Source organism: Delftia tsuruhatensis, from assembly GCF_903815225.1.
In the GTDB taxonomy this organism is placed as follows: Bacteria; Pseudomonadota; Gammaproteobacteria; order Burkholderiales; family Burkholderiaceae_C; genus Comamonas; species Comamonas tsuruhatensis_A.
Map to the genome: position 1 here is coordinate 1690943 of NZ_LR813084.1, position 20722 is coordinate 1711664.

Sequence of the window (20722 nt, forward strand, 5' to 3'; positions counted from 1 at the left end):
CAAGCCCTTTTTTGCAGGCATCCACCGCGCTCAGGCGGGTTCGTCGGCCGTGAGGTTGTCCGCCCAGGCCAGGGCCTGCAGGTGTGCCCAGTTGACCTGGTGGTTGGACAGCTGCAAGGCATTGGCGGCGCGCGCAAAGCCTTCGTCATCGCCGCTCTCGCAGGCACGCGTCAGTTCCAGGAAGGGGGCGAACACCCCCTTGTTGTGCACCAGCGCGTCGATCACGGGCTGGGGCAGGGCGATGGATTCCAGCGCCTTTTCCATGGGCTGGCCCAGCATCACGTCCAGCAGCGAGAACACGCCCACGACAAAGGCGTTGTCGCATTCCTCGGGCGGCAGCAGCTCGGCCGTCAGCAGCTCCATCAGGCGTCCGCGCACCACGGCGGTCTGCCCCACGGCCGGGGGCGTGCCGCCCGCGCGCGAGGTGGTCAGCAGCAGCGCGGCCCAGCGGAACAGCTTCTTGAGTCCGAGGATCATCACCGCGTGGCGGAACGAGGTGATCTCGCAGGACAGGCCGAAGCCCGAGGAGTTGATGAAGCGCAGCAGGTTGAAGGACAGCGTGGGATCCTTCTTGAGCAAGGCCTCGATCTCGTCCGTGCCGGCCTGCTGGCGCACCAGGTTGATCAGTTGGATGATGGTTGCCTGGGTGGGGCGTATGGTGCGGGCCTGGACCAGCTGCGGCTGGGCGAACCAGAAGCCCTGGAACAGCCGCACGCCGAGGTCGCGCATGCGCTCGAACTGCTCGGCCGTCTCGACCTTCTCGGCCACGATCTGGGCATTGGTGTGGGCGCGGGCGAACTTCACCAGCGTCTCCGCGTCCGTCAGCGCGAAGGTCTGCATGTCCAGCTTGATGAACGAGGCCGCAGGCAGCCAGCTGGCATAGGCTCGGCGCAGCAGGTGCTGGTTGAAGGCCAGGCGAAAGCCGCGCTGGCGCAGCGCCTGGAACGTGGGCAGGCGCTCCTCGATATCGGCGGCCGTGGCGCTTTCGCCCAGCGTGGGCACTTCCAGCACCACCTTGTCCGGGTGGATCAGTTCCAGATGGCCGCCGGCCAGGCTGTCATGCGTGCAGTTGATGAAGACGGTCTTCTTGCCCACCAGCGCTTCGGCGCCCGCATACGACAGCGCATTGAACAGCAGCGCCGCATCGGAGGCCGCCGTGTGCGCGTGCTGGGCCGTGGAGCGGTCGAAAAGCTCGTAGCCGAAGACATCGCGCGCTTCGTTGACGATGGCCTGGCGCGCAATGACGGCCACCTGCCCGTCTTCCACCCCTTCTGGCAGGGGGGGCGGCGGAGCGGAGGAGTTGTCGTTGGTAGTCATGGAGATGCGAAATGGAAGGAAGGGGGTGGCTGCGCTGTATTCAGGGTCATGCCAGGACTAGAGCGAGTGGTCCACCAACTGGTCGGTCCAGGCCAGGGCCTGCAGATGGGCCCAGTTGATCTGCTGGCTGCTCAGGCGCAGGGCGCCGGCGCTGCGGTGGAAGGCTTCGTCGTCGCTGGCTTCGCAGGCCTGGGCCAGGATCAGCAGCTCTCCCAGCACGCCTTCGTGGCGCAGCACGGCGGCGGACACGGCGTCCGGCACGGGAATCAGGCCCATGGCCACTTCCTGGGGCAGCTCCAGCATGCTGCCCAGCAGGGAGAAGATGCCGACGACGAAGGCCTGGTCCGCGTCCTCCTCGGTCAGCGATTCCTGGGCCAGCAGCTCCATCAACCGTCCCCGGATCACGGCGGTCTGGCCGATGGACGGCGGCGGACCGCCATTGCGGGATGCCGTCAACAGCATGGCTGCCCAGCGAAACAGCTTCTTGAGGCCCATGAGCATCACGGCCTGGCGGAACGAGGTGATCTCGCGCTGCACGCCGAAGCCCACCGAGTTGATCAGGCGCATCAGGTTGAACGCCAGGCCCGCATCCTTCTTGAGCACGTCCTCGATGGCGTCCGTGCTGGCCTGCTGGCGCACCAGGTTCAGCAGCTGGACGATGCTTTGCTGCGTGGGCGTCAGCAGCTTGGTGCGCACCACCGTGGGTCGCGCGAACCAGAAGCCCTGGAACAGCTGTATGCCCAGACGCCCCACCTGTTCGTGCTGCTGGGCGCTCTCCACCTTTTCCGCGATCAGTTCGGCGCGTGTATGGCGGCCCGCGAAATTGACCAGCACGGCCAGCTGGTCCGGGGCCAGCACCGACAGGTCGAACTTGATGTAGTCGGCCAGCGGCAGCCAGGCCGCATAGGCAGACTCCAGCACCGTGTGGTTGAAGGCCAGGTGAAAGCCGCGTGCACGCAGGTTGCTGAGAATGGGCAGGCGGGCCTGCACCTCCTGCTGGGCAGCCAGGCCCAGCGGGGGGATCTCCAGCACCACCTTGTCGGGATTGAGCAATTCCAGGTGCCCTCCGGCCAGGCTCTCATGCGTGCAATTGACGAACATCAATTTGGTGCCGACCAGATCTTCCTCGCCCGCATGGGAGAGGGCGGTGAATACCAGGGAGACGTCCGAGGCCGCCGTGTGGTCCGGATAGGCGCGCGAGCGATTGAACAGCTCATAGCCGATGATCTGCTGCATTCCGTTGACGATGGCCTGGCGTGCAATCATTCCACGGTCCGTGGGACCAGGGGCGGACACGGGGACATCGTTCAAGGGATGGACTGGCAGTTCGGTCATGGAGTGCAGGGTCGAGGGGACACGGGGGAAAGCAGTTCTGATTGTAGGAATGTTCTGAATAAATAGGCTGATTGGCAGTGTCGGCTGGGAAAAGTCTGATTACAAACTCGGACTCGTCCTAGTTTGTAAACCTTTGTATGAGACGCCGTGCTCCGTCGGTCGGCCTCTCCGATGGTCAGACCTGCTGGAGCCAAGCCAGCTCGGTATCGCTGAAGCCCGCGGCGCGCCGGGCCCGTTCGTTGAAGGGCGGCTTCAGGCGCGGCGCCTCGTAGCGCTGCGTCAGCAGCAGGTAGTGGGACTCGGGCTCCAGTCCTTCGCGTTCGCACAGCCAGCGGTACCAGTGGTTGCCTATGGCCACGTGGCCCACTTCCTCGCGCAGGATGATGTCCAGGATATCCACGGCCGCCAGCGCGTCCGGCGCGCCGGTGTTGCGCAGCTTGTGCTGGATCTGGGGGGTGGCGTCCAGGCCGCGCGCCTCCAGCGTGCGTGGCACCAGGGCCATGCGCGCCACCACGTCATGGGCGGTTTTCTCGCACATGGTCCAGAGGCCCTGGTGGGCCGGGAAGTCGCCGTAGTCATGGCCCAGGTGCTCGCGCAGGTGCGTGCGCAGCAGGCGGAAGTGCCGGGCTTCCTCGGCAGCCACCAGCAGCCAGTCGCGGTAGTACTGCTCGGGCATGCCATCGAAGCGCCAGACCGCGTCCAGCGCCAGGTTGATGGCGTTGAACTCGATGTGGGCGATGGCGTGGATCAGCACGGCGCGGCCTTCGGGCGTGGCCGGCGAGCGCCGGGCCACGGCAGTGTGGTGGCGCAGCTCGGGCCGCTGCGGGCGGCCCGGCAGGTCTGGTGCGGGGCAGGGCAGGGCCGGTGCCTGCGCTGCTATTGAATAAAGAGCCTGCCGTGCATACATGTCCAGCGTGGCGGCAGCCTTTTCCTCGGGATCCGGGAGGCACAAGACCTCAAGGGCGCGGTAGCGTAACTCCATCCCTACAATTCTAGGTTTCCTGCCATAACCAATGATTGACGGAGACAAAACCCCATGGCGATTTACGAACTGGATGGAGTGGCCCCTGAAGTGGCGGCGTCGGCCTGGGTGGCCGACAGCGCCGAGGTGATGGGTAATGTGCGGCTGGCCGAGGACGCCAGCATCTGGTTCGGCGCCGTGGTGCGCGGCGACTGCGAGAGCATCTCCATCGGCGAGGGCAGCAACATCCAGGATGCCAGCGTGCTGCACGCCGACCTGGGCAAGCCGCTGGTCGTGGGGCGCCATGTGACGGTAGGCCATCAGGTCATGCTGCACGGCTGCACCATCGGCGACGAATCGCTGATCGGGATCGGTGCCGTGGTACTCAACGGCGCACGCATCGGCAGGAACTGCCTGGTCGGCGCCGGCGCCCTGGTCACCGAGGGCAAGGAATTTCCCGACGGCTCGATGATCATCGGCAGCCCGGCCAAGGCCGTGCGCCAGCTGACGCCCGAGCAGATCGAGGGGCTGCGCCGCAGCGCCCAACACTATGTCGACAATGCGCGCCGCTTCAAGACCGGCTTGCGCAAGCTGGGCTGAACAAGGCCCGGCATTTTTTACGGAAACCATCAGCGTGTCTGAACTGCACAAATTTATCTTCGAAGGCCAGCCCGTGCGCGGCGCCATCGTCCGTCTCACCGATGCCTGGCAGGAGATCCTGCAGCGGCGCGCCGGCAATGCCGAGACCGGTGCCTATCCGGCCGCCGTGCGTGAGCTGCTCGGGGAGATGGTGGCCGCCGGCGTGCTGATGCAGTCCAACATCAAGTTCAACGGGGCCCTGGTCTTCCAGGTCATGGGTGACGGCCCTGTCAAGCTGGCCGTGGCCGAGGTGCAGTCGGACCTGGGCCTGCGCGCCACGGCCACGCTGGTGGGCGAGGCCGCCGATGGTGCCACGCTGGAGCAGTTGCTCAATGTGCAAGGCGGCGGCCGCTGCGTCATCACGCTGGACCCCAAGGGCCGCCAGCCGGGCCAGCAGCCCTACCAGGGCGTGGTCCCTCTGCAGGACGCGCAGGGCCGGCGCTTCGCCAAGGTGTCGGATGCGCTGCAGCACTACATGCTGCAATCCGAGCAGCTGGACACCGTGCTGGTGCTGGCCGCCGACGATCAGGTGGCCGCGGGCCTGCTGATCCAGCGCATGCCGGTCAAGGGCGAGGCCAACCTGGCCGCCGCCACCGAAAGCGAGCAATCGGGCCAGGACGCCATCGGCCTGAACGAGGACTACAACCGCATCGCGACGCTGGCCGCCAGCCTGACACGCGACGAGTTGCTCACGCTGGACGTGGAGACCATCCTGCGGCGCCTGTTCTGGGAAGAGAAGCTGATGCGCTTCGTGCCCCAGCCCGACGAGGAGCACCCGCGCTTTGCCTGCACCTGCAGCCGCGAGCGCGTGGCCTCCATGCTGGTTTCGCTGGGCTCGGACGAGGTCGAAAGCATCCTGGAGGAGCGCGGCAGCATCGAGGTCGGCTGCGATTTCTGTGGCCAGCAGTACGAGTTCGATCCCATCGACGCAGCCCAGCTGTTCACCGAGGCCGGCAAGCAGCCGCCCACCTCCACGAACGTGCAGTAGAGCGCCCTGCCGGCGTCAGTCTTTCCCGCTGCGCAGCGCGTCGAACAGCCGCCGCTCGCAGTCGGGGTCGCTGCATTGCTCGCAGCCGAAGGGGCGCAGCCGGGCGGCCTGGCGAACAACAGGCTCCTGGGGGAGCCAGGACCAGTCCGCAGCAGGCGCCAGCGACCGCAGTGATTGTGTCAACTGTTGCCATTGCCGTGCCGTGTCTCCATGGAGCACCACATAGTCCCGGGCTTCGGCATGCAGCCGTTCTCGCCAGTGATGATGTTGCGCCGCAGCGTCCAGATCGGTGCAGCGCCAATCCCGCCCCAATAGATAGATGGCCGTGTCTCTGGGCAAGGGTTGTCCTTGCCCAGGTGTGAGGCATTTCCATTCGGATTTTCTTCCATATTGCTGCCAGGCCTGGTGCAGTGCCTCTGCCATGGAGTGGGCCTGCAAGGGCACTGCTCCGACCAGGGCAATGCAGGGTTGAGAGGGGGAGGGGGGCGACAAGTGGATTCCGGATTCTTTTCCAAGGCCATGGCCTGCTGTGTGCAAGCGGCTAGTAGTCTTGGCCGTTGCGTGTGAGTTTGGTGGTCACCATGTCGATGTTTGTGCCATCGCCGCTGCTTTGAATGGTAAAGCCTTTGTATATCCACTCATAGCCTGTGCTGCTGCCGCTGCCAGTCTTGAATTTGCAGGCTGTGACGGTGCGGTTGCCAATGGTCAGGGTGGCATCCTCCAGGTAGCTGGAGTTTCTGGTGAGTGTGTGGGGCGCAATGGTGCCAGGAGGCAACATCCGCAAGGTGCCTGTGACTTCAAGGCGCTGGGTTTGACCAGGCTCCAGCGTCGCGCTCCGGTCTATCACGGGCGGAGAATAGGTATATTGCTGGAGCCTTGGCATGCTGCCGGAGAATGAGGTGATATTGGAGCCGTATTCCGCATAGACAAGTGGCGAGACTGGGGCGAGATAGGTCTCCGTCTCCACATGGCTGGTGGACATCTGGCCGCTCGGCAGAATTTCCCGGCTGACCCTCGTGTGCATGATCAAGTTGTCGTGGCCGTTGAAGCTTTGGGAGTTGTAGTTGTTATAGGTGATGGAATAGTTGCGATTGAAGGCTGGTGAATGGTCCTCCTGCAAAAAACTATTGCCACTCTGGTATTTTTTGTCATCAAAGCAGTGCTCTGCAGTCTGCGTCATTTTATCTCCGCCACCACAGGCGGTGAGCAGCAAGGATATTCCCAGTGTAATGGATGCGGTGGCAATGGTTTGAGTCGATGTCATGGATTTTCCTTATTGATGGGGTGGATGCTGAGTGCAGTGTAACCACATAACCCATGTTGATAAGAGTCCATCCGGACGTTCCAATAGTGCGGAGACAAGGTACTCCAATGCGTCATCTCAAAAACAAAGGGCCGGCGTGAAGCCGGCCCCGAACATCGTTGCAACGCACGGCGGGTTCAGCGCCGCACGATCTGCACGAAGATCTCATTGGGCTTGACCATGCCCAGTTCGCTGCGGGCCTTTTCCTCGACCATGGCCAGGCCGTCCTTGAGGTCGTTGACCTCGGAGGCCAGCCGGTCGTTCTCGGCCTTCTCCAGTGCGTTGGCCACATTCTGGTCATGGATCTGCTGCTGCAGTTCCTTGACATAGGCCACGCTGCCATGGCCCAGCCACAGCTGTGCATGCACGGCAGCGAGCAGGGCGAGCAGGACGAGAGGTACGACGCGATTGACCATGGGAGCGGGCGTGGCTGAAAGGAAAAAGGCTTGCCGGCCAGATGGCTTGCAAGCCTAACGCTTTTTCAGCGCAGGTTGTAGAACGCCTCGCGGCCAGGGTAGTGGGCGATGTCGCCCAGGTCTTCCTCGATGCGCAGCAGCTGGTTGTACTTGGCGATGCGGTCCGAGCGGCTCAGCGAGCCGGTCTTGATCTGGCCGGCATTGGTGCCCACCGAGATGTCGGCGATCGTCGAGTCCTCGGTTTCGCCCGAGCGGTGCGAGATCACGGCCGTGTAGCCGGCGCGCTTGGCCATTTCGATGGCGGCGAAAGTCTCGGTCAGGGTGCCGATCTGGTTGATCTTGATCAGGATGGAGTTGGCGATCTTCTTGTCGATGCCTTCCTTCAGGATCTTGGTGTTGGTGACGAACAGGTCGTCGCCCACCAGCTGGACCTTGGCGGCCAGGCGGTCGGTCAGGATCTTCCAGCCCTCCCAGTCGCCCTCGGCCATGCCGTCCTCGATGGAGATGATGGGGTACTTGTCGCACCAGCCGGCCAGCATGTCGGTCCACTGGGTGGCGGTCAGCGTCAGGTTGCCTTCACCGGCCAGCACGTACATGCCGTCCTTGTAGAACTCGCTGGCAGCGCAGTCCAGGCCCAGGGCGATCTGTTCGCCGGCCTTGTAGCCCGCGTTCTCGATGGCCTGCAGGATCAGCTGGATGGCGGCTTCGTGGTTTTCCACGGAAGGCGCGAAACCGCCTTCGTCGCCCACGGCCGTGCTCATGCCCTTGTCGTGGATGATCTTCTTGAGCGCGTGGAAGACTTCGGCGCCCCAGCGCACGGCTTCGCGGAACGAAGGCGCGCCCACGGGGATGATCATGAATTCCTGCAGGTCCAGGCTGTTGTTGGCGTGCGCGCCACCGTTGATGACGTTCATCATCGGCACGGGCAGCTGCATGCCGCCCATGCCGCCCAGGTAGCGGTACAGCGGCAGGCCGGCTTCCTCGGCGGCGGCACGGGCCACGGCCATGGAGACGGCCAGCATGGCGTTGGCGCCCAGGCGGCCCTTGTTGTCGGTACCGTCCAGGTCGATCAGGGTCTTGTCCAGGAAAGCCTGTTCGGAGGCATCCAGGCCCAGCACGGCTTCGGAGATCTCGGTGTTGATGTGCTCGACGGCCTTGAGCACGCCCTTGCCCAGGTAGCGGCTCTTGTCGCCGTCGCGCAGCTCGATGGCTTCGCGCGAGCCGGTCGAGGCGCCCGAGGGCACGGCGGCGCGGCCCATCACGCCCGACTCCAGCAGCACGTCGCATTCGACGGTGGGGTTGCCGCGGCTGTCCAGCACTTCGCGGCCTACGATGTCAACGATTGCACTCATGGCATTTCCTTTGCGGTTTTTGAAAGCGGTGTGCAGGCGGTTTCCGGTGAGGTTGCGCCCTGGTGCTTGCCGGGCAAGCGGTGTCGGCTCGGGCCAGCATGGCGAGGCGCCGCGCTGGCGGGCACTGCCGTGCTCCGCGGCGCAGTATCTGCGATCGGGCGGCGGCCATTGTGCACAAATTGGGTGGATAGATTTGAATACGCTGCACTCTTGACGCCCGGATCCGTGCTGGCGTCAGACGCCTTCCACGCAGACCATGCGCATGATGGCCGCGCCTTCGCGGGCCTCGCGTGCACGGCGGTACTCGGGGGTGTCATGGAAGGCCTTGGCGGCCTCGAAGCTGGGGAACTTGAGGACCACGGTGCGGCCCGGGTTCCAGTCGCCCTCGAGCACTTCGACCTTGCCGCCGCGCACGCAGACCTCGGCGCCATGCACGCGCATGGCCTCGGTGCTCCACTTGCGGTACTCCTCGTACTGCTCGGGGCGGGTGACGGTAACGGAAGCGATGATGTAGCCGCTGGCCATGGGTCAGACTCCAAAGTCGTTTTCGAGGAAGCCGTTTCGCTTGGTCACGTCGTCGAGCGCGACCAGGGTTTCGAGCAGGGCCTTCATGTGCTTGAGCGGCACGGCGTTGGGGCCGTCGCTGAGCGCGCAGGGCGGGTTGGGATGGGTTTCCATGAACAGGCCGGCCACGCCCACGGCCACGGCTGCGCGCGAGAGCACGGGCACCATCTCGCGCATGCCGCCGCTGCTGGTGCCGTTGCCGCCGGGCAGCTGCACGCTGTGCGTGGCGTCGAACACCACGGGGGCGCCGGTCTCGCGCATGATGGACAGGCTGCGCATGTCGGAGACCAGGTTGTTGTAGCCGAAGCTGGCGCCGCGTTCGCAGGCCATGAAGCTGTCCTCGGGCAGGCCGGCCTCCCGGGCGGCGGCGCGGGCCTTGTCGATGACGTTCTTCATGTCATGCGGTGCGAGGAACTGGCCCTTCTTGATGTTCACCGGCCGGCCCGACTGGGCCACGGCACGGATGAAGTCGGTCTGGCGGCACAGGAAGGCCGGTGTCTGCAGCACATCGACCACCTGGGCCACGGCCGGGATCTCGGACTCGGTGTGCACATCGGTGAGGATGGGCACCTGCAGTTCCTTCTTCACCTTGGCGAGGATCTCCAGGCCCTTGTCCATGCCCGGGCCGCGAAAGCTCGCGCCCGAGCTGCGGTTGGCCTTGTCGTAGCTGCTCTTGAAGATGAAGGGAATGCCCAGGGCCGCCGTGATTTCCTTGAGTTGCCCCGCCACGTCCATCTGCAGTTGCTCGGACTCGACGACGCAGGGGCCTGCAATGAGAAAGAAGCGTCGGTCGAGGCCGACATCGAAGCCGCAGAGTTTCATGGTGGGGATTCCTTGGGAAATGGTGGGCGGCGGCGGGCTCAGGGCTTGCGAGGCGCCTTCTGGCGCTCGATCGCGGCCTTGACGAAGGCGTTGAACAGCGGGTGGCCGCTCCAGGGCGTGGACTTGAACTCGGGGTGGAATTGCACGCCGATGTACCAGGGGTGGACCTGCCTGGGCAGCTCGACGATTTCCGTCAGTTGCTCACGCTGGGTCAGCGCCGAGATCACCAGGCCGGCTTCGCGCAACTGGTCCAGGTACTGGACGTTGGCCTCGTAGCGGTGGCGATGGCGTTCGGTGACCACGTCGCCGTAGATGCCGTGTGCCAGCGTGCCGGGCTGCACGTCCGAGGACTGGGCGCCCAGGCGCATGGTGCCGCCCAGGTCGGAGTTCTCGTCGCGCGTCTTCACGGTGCCGTCGGCGTCCTTCCACTCGGTGATCAGCGCGATCACGGGGTGGGCGGCCTTGGCGTCGAACTCGGTGGAGTTGGCGCCTTCCAGGCCCGCCACGTGGCGGGCGTATTCGATGGTGGCCACCTGCATGCCCAGGCAGATGCCCAGGTAGGGGACCTTGTTCTCGCGGGCGAAGCGCGCCGTGGAGATCTTGCCTTCCACGCCGCGCGAGCCGAAGCCGCCGGGCACGAGGATGGCGTCGTACTGAGAGAGCTTGTCGCGCGCATTGGCGTCGCTGATGGTCTCGGAGTCGACGTGGGTGATCTTCACGCGCACGTGGCTTTGCATGCCGGCGTGCTTGAGCGCTTCGTTGACCGACTTGTAGGCATCCGACAGTTCGACGTACTTGCCGACCATGGCGATCTTGACCTCGCCTTGCGGATGCTCGGTCTCATGGACCAGGTCGTCCCAGCGCTTGAGGTTGGTGGGCGGCGTGTTCAGGCGCAGCTTGTCGCAGATCAGGCCGTCCAGGCCCTGCTCGTGCAGCATGCGCGGCACCTTGTAGATGGTGTCCACGTCCCACATGGAGATCACGCCCCACTCGGGCACGTTGGTGAACAGCGAGATCTTTTCCTTTTCCTCGTCCGGCACGCGGTGCTGGGCGCGGCACAGCAGGGCGTCGGGCTGGATGCCGATCTCGCGCAGCTTCTGCACCGTGTGCTGCGTGGGCTTGGTCTTGAGCTCGCCGGCCGTGGCGATCCAGGGCAGGTAGGTCAGGTGCACGAAGGCCGTGTTGTTGGGGCCTTGCTTGAGGGCCAGCTGGCGCACGGCCTCCAGGAAGGGCAGGGACTCGATGTCGCCCACCGTCCCGCCGACCTCGCAGATGGCCACGTCCACCGCATCGGGCGTGCCGACGCCGGCGCCGCGCTTGATGTATTCCTGGATCTCGTTGGTCACGTGCGGAATCACCTGCACGGTCTTGCCCAGGTAGTCGCCGCGGCGCTCCTTCTCGAGCACGCTCTGGTAGATGCGCCCGGTGGTGAAATTGTTGGACTGCTTCATGCGCGTCTCGATGAAACGCTCATAGTGGCCCAGGTCCAGATCGGTCTCGGCGCCATCGTCGGTCACGAACACTTCGCCGTGCTGGAAGGGCGACATGGTGCCCGGATCTACGTTGATGTAGGGGTCCAGCTTGATGAGGGTGACTTTGAGGCCGCGCGATTCGAGGATCGCAGCAAGGGAGGCTGAGGCGATTCCCTTGCCCAGGGAAGACACCACACCGCCTGTGACGAAGACAAATTTGGTCATGTCTTTTTTTGGTGGTGGTAAAGCAGGATTATAGATGCGCCGCCGAATTCGCCGCGCCGAGCGGGGCTCTGGGATCGCGCGCCGTCTGCTAAATTGCGCGCCATGACTGAAGTGTTCGCAGGCAAACATCTGGTGCTCGGCCTCTCCGGAGGCGTGGCTTGTTACAAATCGGCGCAATTGGTGCGGCTGCTGGTGCAGGCCGGCGCCACGGTCCAGGTGGTGATGACCGAGGCGGCCGAGCAGTTCATCACGCCCGTGACCATGCAGGCCTTGTCCGGGCGCCCGGTCTATGGCTCGCAGTGGGATGCGCGCGAGCCCAACAACATGCCCCACATCAACCTCAGCCGCGAGGCCGATGCCATGCTGATCGCACCGTGCAGCGCGGATTTCATCGCACGCCTGGTGCAGGGGCGCTCCGACGAGCTGCTGAGCCTGATGTGCCTGGCGCGGCCCATGGACCGCGTGCCGCTGCTGCTGGCGCCCGCCATGAACCGCGAGATGTGGGCCCATCCGGCCACGCAGCGCAACCTGGCGCAGGTCGCCGCCGACGGTGCGCAGGTGCTGGGCGTGGGCACGGGCGACCAGGCCTGCGGCGAGACCGGCGACGGCCGCATGCTGGAGCCCGAGGAGATCATGGAGGAATTGGCCGCACTCTTCACCCCCAAGCTGCTGCAGGGCCGCAGGCTGCTGGTCACGGCCGGGCCGACCTTCGAGGCCATCGACCCGGTGCGCGGCATCACCAACCATTCCAGCGGCAAGATGGGCTTTGCCATCGCGCGGGCCGCGCGCGAGGCTGGCGCCCAGGTGACCCTGGTGGCCGGCCCCGTGCATCTGGCCACCCCGCGTGGCGTGCAGCGCATCGACGTGCAGTCGGCGCAGCAGATGTTCGACGCCGTGCAGCAGCAACTGCCCCAGACCGGCGTCTTCGTCGCCACTGCGGCCGTGGCCGACTGGCGTCCGGCCAGCGCGGCCGATCAGAAGATCAAGAAGGACGGCTCGGGCCGGGTGCCCACGCTGGCCTTCGTCGAGAACCCCGACATCCTCGCCGCCGCGGCGCAGTCCGAGCGCGCGCGCAGCGGCCAGCTGTATTGCGTGGGCTTCGCGGCCGAGAGCCATGACCTGCTGCAGCACGCCAGCGCCAAGCGCCAGCGCAAGCAGGTGCCGCTGCTGGTGGGCAACATCGGTCCGGCGACCTTCGGGCGCGATGACAATGCCCTGCTGCTGATCGATGAGGCCGGTACGAAGGAGTTGCCGCACGCCTCCAAGGCGCTGCTGGCGCGCCAGCTCGTCGCCGAGATCGCACGGCGCCTGCCCCCCCTGCGCTGAACCACGGAAAGCCCGCATGCCACAGACCTCCTACGAAGGCCCACGCCACGGCGACTATGTGCGCTATGTGGATGAACTGCTGCGCTCCAGCCCCTTGTACCGCTCGGCAGCCCAGGGCTGGCTGGCCCAGGGACGCAGCGATTTCACCGATGCGGTGGCCACCCCCGGCGCGCAGGCCCGTTCCGTGGCCGAGCGCGTGCGTGAGCAGGTGCAGGCGGCCGCCGAGAAGGCGCGCGCCGCGGCGCAGCAGGCGTCAGGGCAGGCCGCTGCCGACCGGCAGGCGCCTGCCGGGGACCGGCATGGCGGCAAGGCCGATCGTGGCCGCCAGGCGGCGCGTGCCCAGGTCCGGGCAGCGACGACAGCCAAGGCAGGCGGCAAGACGGGCTTCAAGCTGGGGCCGGGCCAATGGCTGGCCCTGGTGATCGGGCTGATCCTCGCTGTGGCGATTCCCGGCATGGGCCCCATCATCTTGCTGCTGACCGTCATCAATGCCCTTTTCAAAGGTTTTCGCGCCGGGCTGCGATCACCCCGTTGATGGCACGGGGCACAATGCGCGCTTTGCTTTTTGCGGGAGCCGCCCTCCGGATCCTCCTGAGGCCCTCCCCAGCCTGTTTTCATGAACGTTGACATCAAGATCCTTGACGCGCGCCTGCGCGAGAACATGCCCGCCTATGCCACGCCGGGCAGCGCGGGCCTGGACCTGCGTGCCTGCATCGATGCGCCGCTGACGCTCGAACCCGGCCAGTGGCAGCTCGTGCCCACGGGCATGGCCATGTATCTGAAGGATCCCGGCTACGCGGCCATGATCCTGCCGCGCTCGGGCCTGGGCCACAAGCACGGCATCGTGCTGGGCAATCTCGTCGGCCTGATCGACAGCGACTACCAGGGCCAGCTCATGGTCAGTGCCTGGAACCGTTCGGCCACGGGCTTCACGCTGCAGCCCATGGACCGTCTGGCCCAGTTGATCATCGTGCCCGTGGTGCAGCCGCGCTTCAACATCGTCGAGGAGTTCGAGGCGGCTTCCGAGCGAGGCGCTGGCGGCTACGGCTCGACCGGCAAGCAGTAACACCAGGCCGGGCCCGTTGCCAGGGGCCCGGCGCGAGGGAGGTCCGCATGGCAAGGCCATCTGCGCGCAGGCGCCGCTCCGCATCGTGGACGCGCGTGCTGCTGACCGAGGAAGACCGCATGCGCCGCCGCCTGCAGCAGCGCCACTGGCTGCGCCTGCACGCAGCGCTGACCGGCGGCCTCAGCCTGGCCGGCATGGCGCTGCTGAGCCTGGCCCTGCTGCATGCGGGCATGCACAGCATGGCGCTGCGCTATGGCGTCGCCCTGGCCAGCGGCTATCTGCTGTATCTGCTGCTGGTGCGCCTGTGGGCCGAGTGCATGCTGCGCCGCGACTGGGACGTGCCGGATGCCACTTCCGGCGGAGGCTCGCCTTCCCGCGGCCCGGAGCCGGGCGGTTTCGAGAGCGGGCAGGGGGGCTCCTATGGTGGCGGCGGGGCCAGCGGCAGTTGGGATGACGCAGGGGCCCTGCCGGAGGTCGCATCCTCCGCATCGCAGGGCATCGACCTGCCGGGAGTGGACCTGCCCGGCATCGACGGGCTCGACGAGGGCGCCGTGGTCCTGGTGCCGGTGCTGCTGGTGTTCGCCGCCTTGCTGGTGGCGGTCACGGGGGCGGGGTCGCTGCTGTGGCTGGTCTTTGGCGCCGATCTGTTCCTGGCCGTGGCGGTGGAGGTGGCCTTTGCGCTGCTGATGGCGCGCACGCTCTATGTGGTGGAGCGCGAGGGCTGGCTGCTGGCCGCGCTGCGCCTGAGCTGGAAGCCGGTGCTGGGTGCGCTGGTGGCGGCCGTGGCGCTCGGGGCCCTGGCCGACTGGCTGTTTCCCCAAGCCGATACGCTGGTGCAGGTCCTGCGTGCCCTGCGCGGGCACTGAGCCGCCGCCAGGCTGCCATCGCGCGCGCCCGCGCCCTCACCCGTCCCTTCTGGCACCCGGCAGGCGCAGCTGCATGCGCAACCCGCCCATCGGCGAGCGGCTGGCCTCGATGCCGCCGCCGTAGGTCTGCACCAGGTCGCGCACGATGTCCAGGCCCAGTCCCGCGCCGGGGCGGCGCTCGTCAAGGCGCTCGCCGCGCTCGAAGATGCGCTGCTGCGCGTCCGGTGCAATGCCGGGGCCGTCGTCGTCCACGGTCAGCAGCAGCTGTGCATCGTGGCCCTGGACATCGAGCCTGACGGCCTGCCCGGCCCATTTGCCTGCGTTGTCCAGCAGGTTGCCCAGCATCTCCATCAGGTCCTGGGCATCGCCCAGGAAGTCCCAGTGCGCGGGTTCTCCCTCCAGCGTGAAGCGGATGCCGCGCCCCGCATGCAGCCGGGCCATGGTGCGCACCAGGGACTCCAGCGGAGTCCGCACCGGAGTGCGCAGGCCCGTGGCCTGGCGCGCAGCCGCGCGCGCACGGGCCAAGTGGTGCTCCACCTGGCGGCCGGCGCTGGCCACCTGCTCGCGCACCAGGTCGGCCAGAGGGCCATCGGCCTGCTCGGCGGCATTGCCCAGGATGGTCAGCGGTGTGTTGACGGCATGGGCCAGGTTGCCGGCCTGGGTGCGCGCGCGCTGCACCATGTCGGCATTGACGCCGAGCACATGGTTGAACTCCTGCACCAGGGGCTGGAGCTCGCGGGGGAAATGGCCTTCCAGCCGCGGCGTGGCGCCCGTGCGCACATCGGACAGGCCCTTGCGCAGCCATTGCAGCGGCCGCAGCGCAAGACGAAGCTGCAGGACCACGGCCAGCGCAAGGCCGGCTGCCAGCGTGCCGAGAGCGGCGATCAGCATGGTGGTGAAGCGCTGCATGGGCTCGGCCAGCAGCACGCTGTCGGCCGCGACGATCAGGCGCAGCGGCGGCGCGTCGGACTCGGGCAGCTGCAGCGGACGCGCCACGGCCACCAGCTGGTGGCCTTGTCCGTCGGGCAGCGTGCCGGTACGCAGGGCCGTGTCTTCGTGGTGCGCGCCGGGGCTGCCGGTGTCGGCTCGGAACTGGCGCCAGTCCAGTGTCTGGTCCCAGAGGGAGCGGGAGCGCAATTGGCCGGCGGCAGCGGTGGTGCCCGCCTCGCCAGCCAGCCGGTCGATCTGCCAGTACAGGCCCGACAGCGGCTGCGACAGGCGGGGATCACCCACCGCCATGCCGACTTCGATGCGTCCGCCGGGCAGGCTGTTGACGGCAGCGCTCAACTGGTCGAGCTGAAGCACCAGTTGGGCCTGCAACTGCTGGGCGATGTGGTCGCGGAACAGTCCGCGCAATCCCCAGCCGGCCACCAGCACGGCTGCCAGCACCCAGGCCAGCGTTCCGGCCAGCAGGCGCAGGCGCAGCGAATCGCCGAGACGCCAGCCCGATGTGCCTGGTCGCGCTGTCATGCCGGGGGGGCGCTGCAATCGACCAGCCGGTAGCCCAGGCCGCGCACGGTCTCTATGCTGCCGGGGGGCAGCTTCTTGCGCAGGCGGCCCACGAAGACCTCGATGGTGTTGGAGTCGCGGTCGCTGTCCTGCGGATAGATGTGCTCGGACAGCTCGGTGCGCGAGATCACCTCGCCCACGCGCTGCATCAGCAGCGCCAGGACCTTGAATTCGTGGCTGGTCAGGCTGAGTGCCTGGCCGGCCACGCTCACGCGGGCCTGGCGCGAATCGAGCACGATGGCCCCGCACTGCCACTGGGCGCTGGCATGCGGGCTGAGCCGGCGCAGCAGGGCGCGCAGCCTTGCCATGAGCTCCTCCATATGGAACGGCTTGGACAGGTAGTCGTCCGCGCCGGCATCCATGCCGGCCACCTTCTCGTGCCAGGCACCGCGCGCAGTGAGGATCATCACGGGCATGCTGCGACCTTGCGCGCGCCAGGCCCGCAGCACGGTCAGTCCGTCGCGCACGGGCAGACCCAGGTCCAGCACGGCGGCGTCGAATGCCTCGACCTCGCCCAGGTATTGGGCCGTTGCGCCGTCGCCGGCGGTCTCCACCGTATGGCCAGCCTCCTGCAGTGCCTGAACGAGCTGGCCGCGGAGCGTGGGTTCATCTTCCACCACGAGTATGCGCATCGCTCTAGTCCTTGCGCTTGAAGCTCAGCACCTTGCCGTCGCGGGCATCGATCTTGAGCTTGGCCACACGGCCGCCGGACTGCAACAGCCGGATCTCGTAGATGAAGCGGCCATCGTCATGCTCGAACTCGACCTTGATGACCTGGCCCTGGTATTCGCGTTCGACCTGGTCGAGCACGGTGCGCAGCGGCAGCACCTGGCCTTGCTGCAAGGCCCGGCGGGCCAGTTCGTGGTCGCTGTCGCCGGCATCGCTGGGCGTGGTCCAGGATGCCAGGGCGGCCGCCATCAGCACGAGCGCGGCGATCACCATCAAGGAGTGTCGGTGGGGAGATGGAGAGGGATTTCTTTGCATGGCCATGGTCTGGGGATGGGGCGCAAGGCCCCGGCAGTCTTTGCAGGACTTATAGCGCAGCGCGGATGAACCGTGCATGAACGGATGCTTCAGCCTGCGTTCATGGCAGGCCCCGAACAATGGCGCCATGCCGTCGCAGATGCCATCCCTCGATGCCGTCGGCGACAGGTGCCCGGGCTGGCTTTCAGCCCTTGTTCATACGCCAAGGAGAACCGCATGACCGCCAAGCAATCCCTCATTTCCCGTATCGCCAGCCATGGCCTGACCGGCCTGGGCATTGCCCTCATCGCCGGCGTCGCCCTCGTGGCCCAGGTGCAGGCCGAGGCCGCCGCAACGGGCGAGCCCTCGGTGACCGCGCAAGCGAGCCAGGCCATGGCCACGACGGCCGCCTCCGTGCGCGGCACTTTCCAGGGGCCCGGCCTGAGCATCCGCGAGATCTCCGAGCGCATGGAAGGGCTGGGCTACCGCAGCCTCAGCGAGATCGAGTGGGAGGGCGGACTCTACGAAGTCAAGGGACTGACCGGCGACGGGCGCTCCGTGAAACTCTACGTCGATGGCAACAACGGCAACGTGCTCAGCGTGCGCGCAAGGCATTGAGGCGGCATGGGAAGGCTGATTATTGTCAGCAAGTGTTCCGTCCGGTCGGCGCAGGCGCGGCCTGTGGCGTTGAAATGGCATGCAGTCGCGGGCGATACCCGTGGCTGCCCTTGATCGATCCACGGACAGTACACAGGAGATTTTCCATGCCTTCCATTCATCGCCTGAGCGCCATCGGTGCCAGCTGCATGGCCGCACTGCTGCTGAGCGCCTGCGCGGGCTATCCGCAACAGGGCGGCTATCCTGCCGGGGGCTACCCCGCCGGGGGCTATCCGACCAGCGGCTATCCCAGCGGTGGTTATCCCGGCAACGGCTATCCCGGTGGGGGGCAAGGCGGCAGCTATGTGCAGCAGGGGCGCGTCTCCAATGTGCAGCTGGTGCAGGTGCAGCAGCCCAGCGGCATCGGAGGATCCGGCATAGGCGCGGGGGCCGTGGTCGGCGGCGTGGTCGGTGGCGTGCTGGGCCGGCAGGTCGGCAAGGGCAGCGGCCGTGACATCGCCACCATCGCGGGCGTGGTCGGAGGTGCCATGGCGGGCAATGCCATCGAAAAGAACACGGGGCCCGGCGACCTGCGCGATGTCTACCGCGTCACCGTGCAACTGAACGACGGCAGCACGCGCGTGTTCGACTACCAGAACAATCCGCAGATGCGCATCGGCGAGGTGGTGCGCGTGGATGGCAACCAGCTGTATCGCTGAGCGTTCGGGATGGACAAAGGGCTCCCGCTGGAGCCCTTTGTCATGGGAGCGCGCGGCTTCATCAATGCAGCGTATCGCTGCCTGGCGCCATGGGCTGCACGCGGAAAAAGCCCGTGCCGGCCGAGCCGCGGCCGATTTCCTCCTCGGTGGCTTCGCGCACGTGCTCGACCTTCAGGTGCAGGCGCAGCGCGATGCCGGCCAGCGGGTGGTTGCCGTCCAGCACCACGTGCTCGGGATAGATCTCGGTGACGGTGTAGAGCAGGTCGGGCTGCACGGCGCTGCAGCCCTTGGGCAGGGCGCTGGCCTCGAAGCTCATGCCTTCTTCCAGCTCTGCCGGGAACAGGGCGCGCGGCTCCAGGAAGATCAGGCTTTCGTCATAGTCGCCAAAGGCTTCCTCGGGCTCCAGGTGCAGGTCCAGGACCTTGCCCTGGCCGTGGCCCTGCAGGGCCTCCTCGATGCGCTTGAGCAGGTCATCGCCGCCGACCAGGAATTCCACGGGCTCGTCGAGCACGTCCAGTTCCTCGCCCAGGGTGTCCTTGAGGGTCCAGGTCAGTGCGACCACGCATTGTTCGGTGATTTCCATGATGTTCAGGCTTGCGCGGGCACTGCCGCGCCGTGGGGACGGTGAAAAGGCCGCCAGCCCTGCCCGTTGATGGCGGGTCGGTCTGGCGGCCACGTTGCAGCGATTTTCCCATGCCTGCCCGGCGGCGTTGCGGCACCGGCCGGTAGCCCCTGTGCGGGGCGGGTGCTCAGAACGGATAGTGGCGCGGCGTGGTCTGCAGGGTGATCCAGCGCGTCTCGGTGAAGGCGTCGATGCCGGCCTGACCGCCGAAGTGGCCGTAGCCCGAGTTCTTCACGCCGCCGAAGGGCATCTGCGCCTCGTCGTGCACTGTGGGACCGTTGACGTGGCAGATACCGGCCTCGATGCGGGCGGCCACGCGCCAGCCACGCGCCGTGTCGCGGGTGTAGACGGAAGAGGACAGGCCGAACTCGTTGTCGTTCGCCATGGCGATGGCCTGCTCTTCTCCGCGCACGCGCACGATGGCCTTCACGGGGGCGAAGGTTTCCTCGCGGAAGATGTCCATCTCGGGCGTCACGCCGTCGATCAGCGTGGCGGCCATCAGCGTATCGGTGGCCTTGCCGCCGCACAGCAGCTTCGCGCCCTTGGCCAGCGCGTCGTCGATCAGGCGGTTGGCGCGCTCCACGGTGGCCATGTCCACCACGGAGCCCAGTACCACGGGGCCCTTGCGCGGGTCGCCCAGCGGCAGCGTGCTGGCGCGTGCCGTGAGCTTGGCCAGGAACTCTTCGGCGACGGCCTCGTCCACGATGATTCGCTCGGTGGACATGCAGATCTGGCCCGAATTGGCGAAGGCACCGAAGGTGCAGCCGGCCACGGCGGCGTCGATGTCGGCATCGTCCAGCACCACGAAGGGCGCCTTGCCGCCGAGCTCCAGGATGGCGGGCTTGAGGTACCTTGCGCAGGTCTGGCCGATGATGCGGCCCACGCGCGTGGAGCCCGTGAAGTTCACGCGGCGCACGGCCGGGTGGGCCACCATGGCTTCGACCACGGCGCCTGCATCCTCGGGTGCGTTGGTCACGAAGTTGACCACGCCAGGCGGCAGGCCGCCTTCCTGCAGCGCCTCGATGATCAGCCCATGGGTGGCGGGACACAGCTCCGAGCCCTTGAGCACCACGGTGTTGCCGCAGGCCAGCGGCGTGGCGATGGCGCGCACGGCCAGGATGACGGGCGCGTTCCAGGGGGCGATGCCCAGCACCACGCCAGCAGGCTGGCGCACGGCCATGGCAAGGCTGCCGGGCACGTCGGAGGGGATGATCTGGCCGCTGATCTGGGTGGTCAGCGAGGCGGCCTCCAGGAACATGCTGGCGGCCAGGTGCACGTTGAAGCCGGCCCAGATGCCCGATGCACCGGTCTCGGCGGCCATGGCGGCGGCAAAGGCCTCGGTCTTGGCCTCCAGCGCCTGCGAAGCCTTCATCAGCATCTGGCGGCGCTCGGTCGGGCCCAGGGCGGCCCAGGCGGGAAAGGCCTTGTGCGCGGCCTCGACGGCGCGCACGGCGTCCTCGGGCGTGGCGGCCGGGGCGCGCGTGGCCACCGAGCCGTCCAGCGGATTCCTGCGCTCGAAGGTGGCGCCGTTGCCGGCCTGCACAGCCTGGCCGGCGATGAGCATGGTTTGTTCGATCATGTGTGTCTCCTGAAGTGGGAATTCCGTGCGCGGGGCAGTCCATGCATCGTAGGCAGGTGGCCTGCGCGGGGCGCGGCCTCG

At 66.9% G+C, this 20722-nt stretch carries 23 protein-coding genes; 8 read left to right on the plus strand and 15 right to left on the minus strand.

Annotation, left to right across the window (positions count from 1 at the left end):
- Window positions 1–30: 30 nt before the first annotated feature.
- The 3 genes from L1Z78_RS07660 to L1Z78_RS07670 all read right to left on the minus strand — a co-directional run bounded on the left by L1Z78_RS07660 (window position 31) and on the right by L1Z78_RS07670 (window position 3634).
- Complete coding sequence (locus L1Z78_RS07660; RefSeq protein ID WP_234640936.1) at window positions 31–1317, minus strand: EAL and HDOD domain-containing protein; 1287 nt, start codon at window positions 1315–1317, stop codon at window positions 31–33.
- A gap of 57 nt (window positions 1318–1374) precedes the next feature.
- Entirely contained in the window at window positions 1375–2652 is a 1278-nt protein-coding gene (locus L1Z78_RS07665; protein WP_234640937.1) for an EAL and HDOD domain-containing protein, read from the minus strand.
- 175 nt (window positions 2653–2827) lie between these two features.
- Window positions 2828–3634: a ferritin-like domain-containing protein gene (locus tag L1Z78_RS07670; RefSeq protein WP_234640938.1), complete on the minus strand. Its 807-nt coding sequence runs from the start codon at window positions 3632–3634 to the stop codon at window positions 2828–2830.
- Window positions 3635–3688: 54 nt separating this feature from the next.
- Here L1Z78_RS07670 and L1Z78_RS07675 point away from each other — a divergent pair, with 54 nt between their 5' ends.
- Together L1Z78_RS07675 and L1Z78_RS07680 are read left to right on the plus strand one after the other, a co-directional pair.
- Window positions 3689–4213: a gamma carbonic anhydrase family protein gene (locus L1Z78_RS07675; RefSeq protein ID WP_234640939.1), complete on the plus strand. Its 525-nt coding sequence runs from the start codon at window positions 3689–3691 to the stop codon at window positions 4211–4213.
- Window positions 4214–4247: 34 nt separating this feature from the next.
- Complete coding sequence (locus L1Z78_RS07680) at window positions 4248–5240, plus strand: Hsp33 family molecular chaperone HslO (RefSeq protein ID WP_234640940.1); 993 nt, start codon at window positions 4248–4250, stop codon at window positions 5238–5240.
- A gap of 15 nt (window positions 5241–5255) precedes the next feature.
- On the opposite strand, the gene L1Z78_RS07685 is transcribed toward L1Z78_RS07680, so the two are convergent.
- The 7 genes from L1Z78_RS07685 to L1Z78_RS07715 all read right to left on the minus strand — a co-directional run bounded on the left by L1Z78_RS07685 (window position 5256) and on the right by L1Z78_RS07715 (window position 11394).
- Entirely contained in the window at window positions 5256–5663 is a 408-nt protein-coding gene (locus tag L1Z78_RS07685) for a hypothetical protein (RefSeq protein WP_234640941.1), read from the minus strand.
- A gap of 118 nt (window positions 5664–5781) precedes the next feature.
- Window positions 5782–6504 (minus strand): hypothetical protein, encoded by a 723-nt coding sequence (locus L1Z78_RS07690; protein ID WP_234640942.1) that lies wholly within the window; start codon window positions 6502–6504, stop codon window positions 5782–5784.
- 176 nt (window positions 6505–6680) lie between these two features.
- Window positions 6681–6959, minus strand: a complete 279-nt coding sequence (gene ftsB / locus L1Z78_RS07695) for a cell division protein FtsB (protein ID WP_012206908.1) — start codon at window positions 6957–6959, stop codon at window positions 6681–6683.
- Between the two features lie 65 nt (window positions 6960–7024).
- On the minus strand, window positions 7025–8311 hold the full coding sequence (eno, locus tag L1Z78_RS07700; RefSeq protein ID WP_234640943.1) for a phosphopyruvate hydratase: 1287 nt from the start codon (window positions 8309–8311) through the stop codon (window positions 7025–7027).
- Between the two features lie 234 nt (window positions 8312–8545).
- Entirely contained in the window at window positions 8546–8836 is a 291-nt protein-coding gene (locus tag L1Z78_RS07705; RefSeq protein WP_234640944.1) for a DUF1330 domain-containing protein, read from the minus strand.
- A 3-nt stretch (window positions 8837–8839) separates the two neighbouring features.
- Complete coding sequence (gene kdsA / locus L1Z78_RS07710) at window positions 8840–9697, minus strand: 3-deoxy-8-phosphooctulonate synthase (protein WP_234640945.1); 858 nt, start codon at window positions 9695–9697, stop codon at window positions 8840–8842.
- A 38-nt stretch (window positions 9698–9735) separates the two neighbouring features.
- A complete protein-coding gene (locus tag L1Z78_RS07715; protein WP_234640946.1) occupies window positions 9736–11394 on the minus strand; it encodes a CTP synthase in 1659 nt (552 codons plus the stop codon).
- A 102-nt stretch (window positions 11395–11496) separates the two neighbouring features.
- Between L1Z78_RS07715 and coaBC the strand changes: the two genes are divergently transcribed.
- From coaBC to L1Z78_RS07735, 4 genes are all read left to right on the plus strand, one after another.
- The gene (coaBC, locus tag L1Z78_RS07720; RefSeq protein WP_234640947.1) at window positions 11497–12720 is read left to right on the plus strand and encodes a bifunctional phosphopantothenoylcysteine decarboxylase/phosphopantothenate--cysteine ligase CoaBC; all 1224 of its coding nucleotides are present in this window, start codon (window positions 11497–11499) and stop codon (window positions 12718–12720) included.
- Between the two features lie 16 nt (window positions 12721–12736).
- Window positions 12737–13255, plus strand: a complete 519-nt coding sequence (locus tag L1Z78_RS07725; RefSeq protein ID WP_234640948.1) for a hypothetical protein — start codon at window positions 12737–12739, stop codon at window positions 13253–13255.
- Window positions 13256–13336: 81 nt separating this feature from the next.
- Window positions 13337–13786 carry a dUTP diphosphatase gene (dut, locus tag L1Z78_RS07730; protein ID WP_234640949.1) on the plus strand — a complete coding sequence of 150 codons (450 nt, stop codon included), beginning with the start codon at window positions 13337–13339 and terminating at the stop codon, window positions 13784–13786.
- Between the two features lie 47 nt (window positions 13787–13833).
- Window positions 13834–14652, plus strand: a complete 819-nt coding sequence (locus L1Z78_RS07735; RefSeq protein WP_234640950.1) for a hypothetical protein — start codon at window positions 13834–13836, stop codon at window positions 14650–14652.
- A gap of 36 nt (window positions 14653–14688) precedes the next feature.
- On the opposite strand, the gene L1Z78_RS07740 is transcribed toward L1Z78_RS07735, so the two are convergent.
- The 3 genes from L1Z78_RS07740 to L1Z78_RS07750 are packed head-to-tail and all read right to left on the minus strand — an operon-like array spanning window position 14689 to window position 17103.
- Entirely contained in the window at window positions 14689–16122 is a 1434-nt protein-coding gene (locus L1Z78_RS07740) for a sensor histidine kinase (RefSeq protein WP_234640951.1), read from the minus strand.
- Window positions 16119–16793: a response regulator transcription factor gene (locus L1Z78_RS07745; RefSeq protein ID WP_234640952.1), complete on the minus strand. Its 675-nt coding sequence runs from the start codon at window positions 16791–16793 to the stop codon at window positions 16119–16121. The genes L1Z78_RS07740 and L1Z78_RS07745 overlap by 4 nt, the downstream gene beginning before the upstream one ends.
- A 4-nt stretch (window positions 16794–16797) precedes the next feature.
- Window positions 16798–17103 (minus strand): PepSY domain-containing protein, encoded by a 306-nt coding sequence (locus L1Z78_RS07750; protein ID WP_234640953.1) that lies wholly within the window; start codon window positions 17101–17103, stop codon window positions 16798–16800.
- Between the two features lie 258 nt (window positions 17104–17361).
- On the opposite strand from L1Z78_RS07750, the gene L1Z78_RS07755 reads away from it, so the two are divergent.
- Window positions 17362–17742: a PepSY domain-containing protein gene (locus L1Z78_RS07755; RefSeq protein WP_234640954.1), complete on the plus strand. Its 381-nt coding sequence runs from the start codon at window positions 17362–17364 to the stop codon at window positions 17740–17742.
- Window positions 17743–17888: 146 nt separating this feature from the next.
- Window positions 17889–18440 (plus strand): glycine zipper 2TM domain-containing protein, encoded by a 552-nt coding sequence (locus tag L1Z78_RS07760; RefSeq protein WP_234640955.1) that lies wholly within the window; start codon window positions 17889–17891, stop codon window positions 18438–18440.
- A 61-nt stretch (window positions 18441–18501) separates the two neighbouring features.
- On the opposite strand, the gene L1Z78_RS07765 is transcribed toward L1Z78_RS07760, so the two are convergent.
- A complete protein-coding gene (locus L1Z78_RS07765; protein WP_234640956.1) occupies window positions 18502–19023 on the minus strand; it encodes an FKBP-type peptidyl-prolyl cis-trans isomerase in 522 nt (173 codons plus the stop codon).
- A gap of 166 nt (window positions 19024–19189) precedes the next feature.
- Window positions 19190–20641, minus strand: a complete 1452-nt coding sequence (locus tag L1Z78_RS07770; protein ID WP_234640957.1) for an aldehyde dehydrogenase — start codon at window positions 20639–20641, stop codon at window positions 19190–19192.
- Between the last annotated feature and the right edge of the window lie 81 nt (window positions 20642–20722).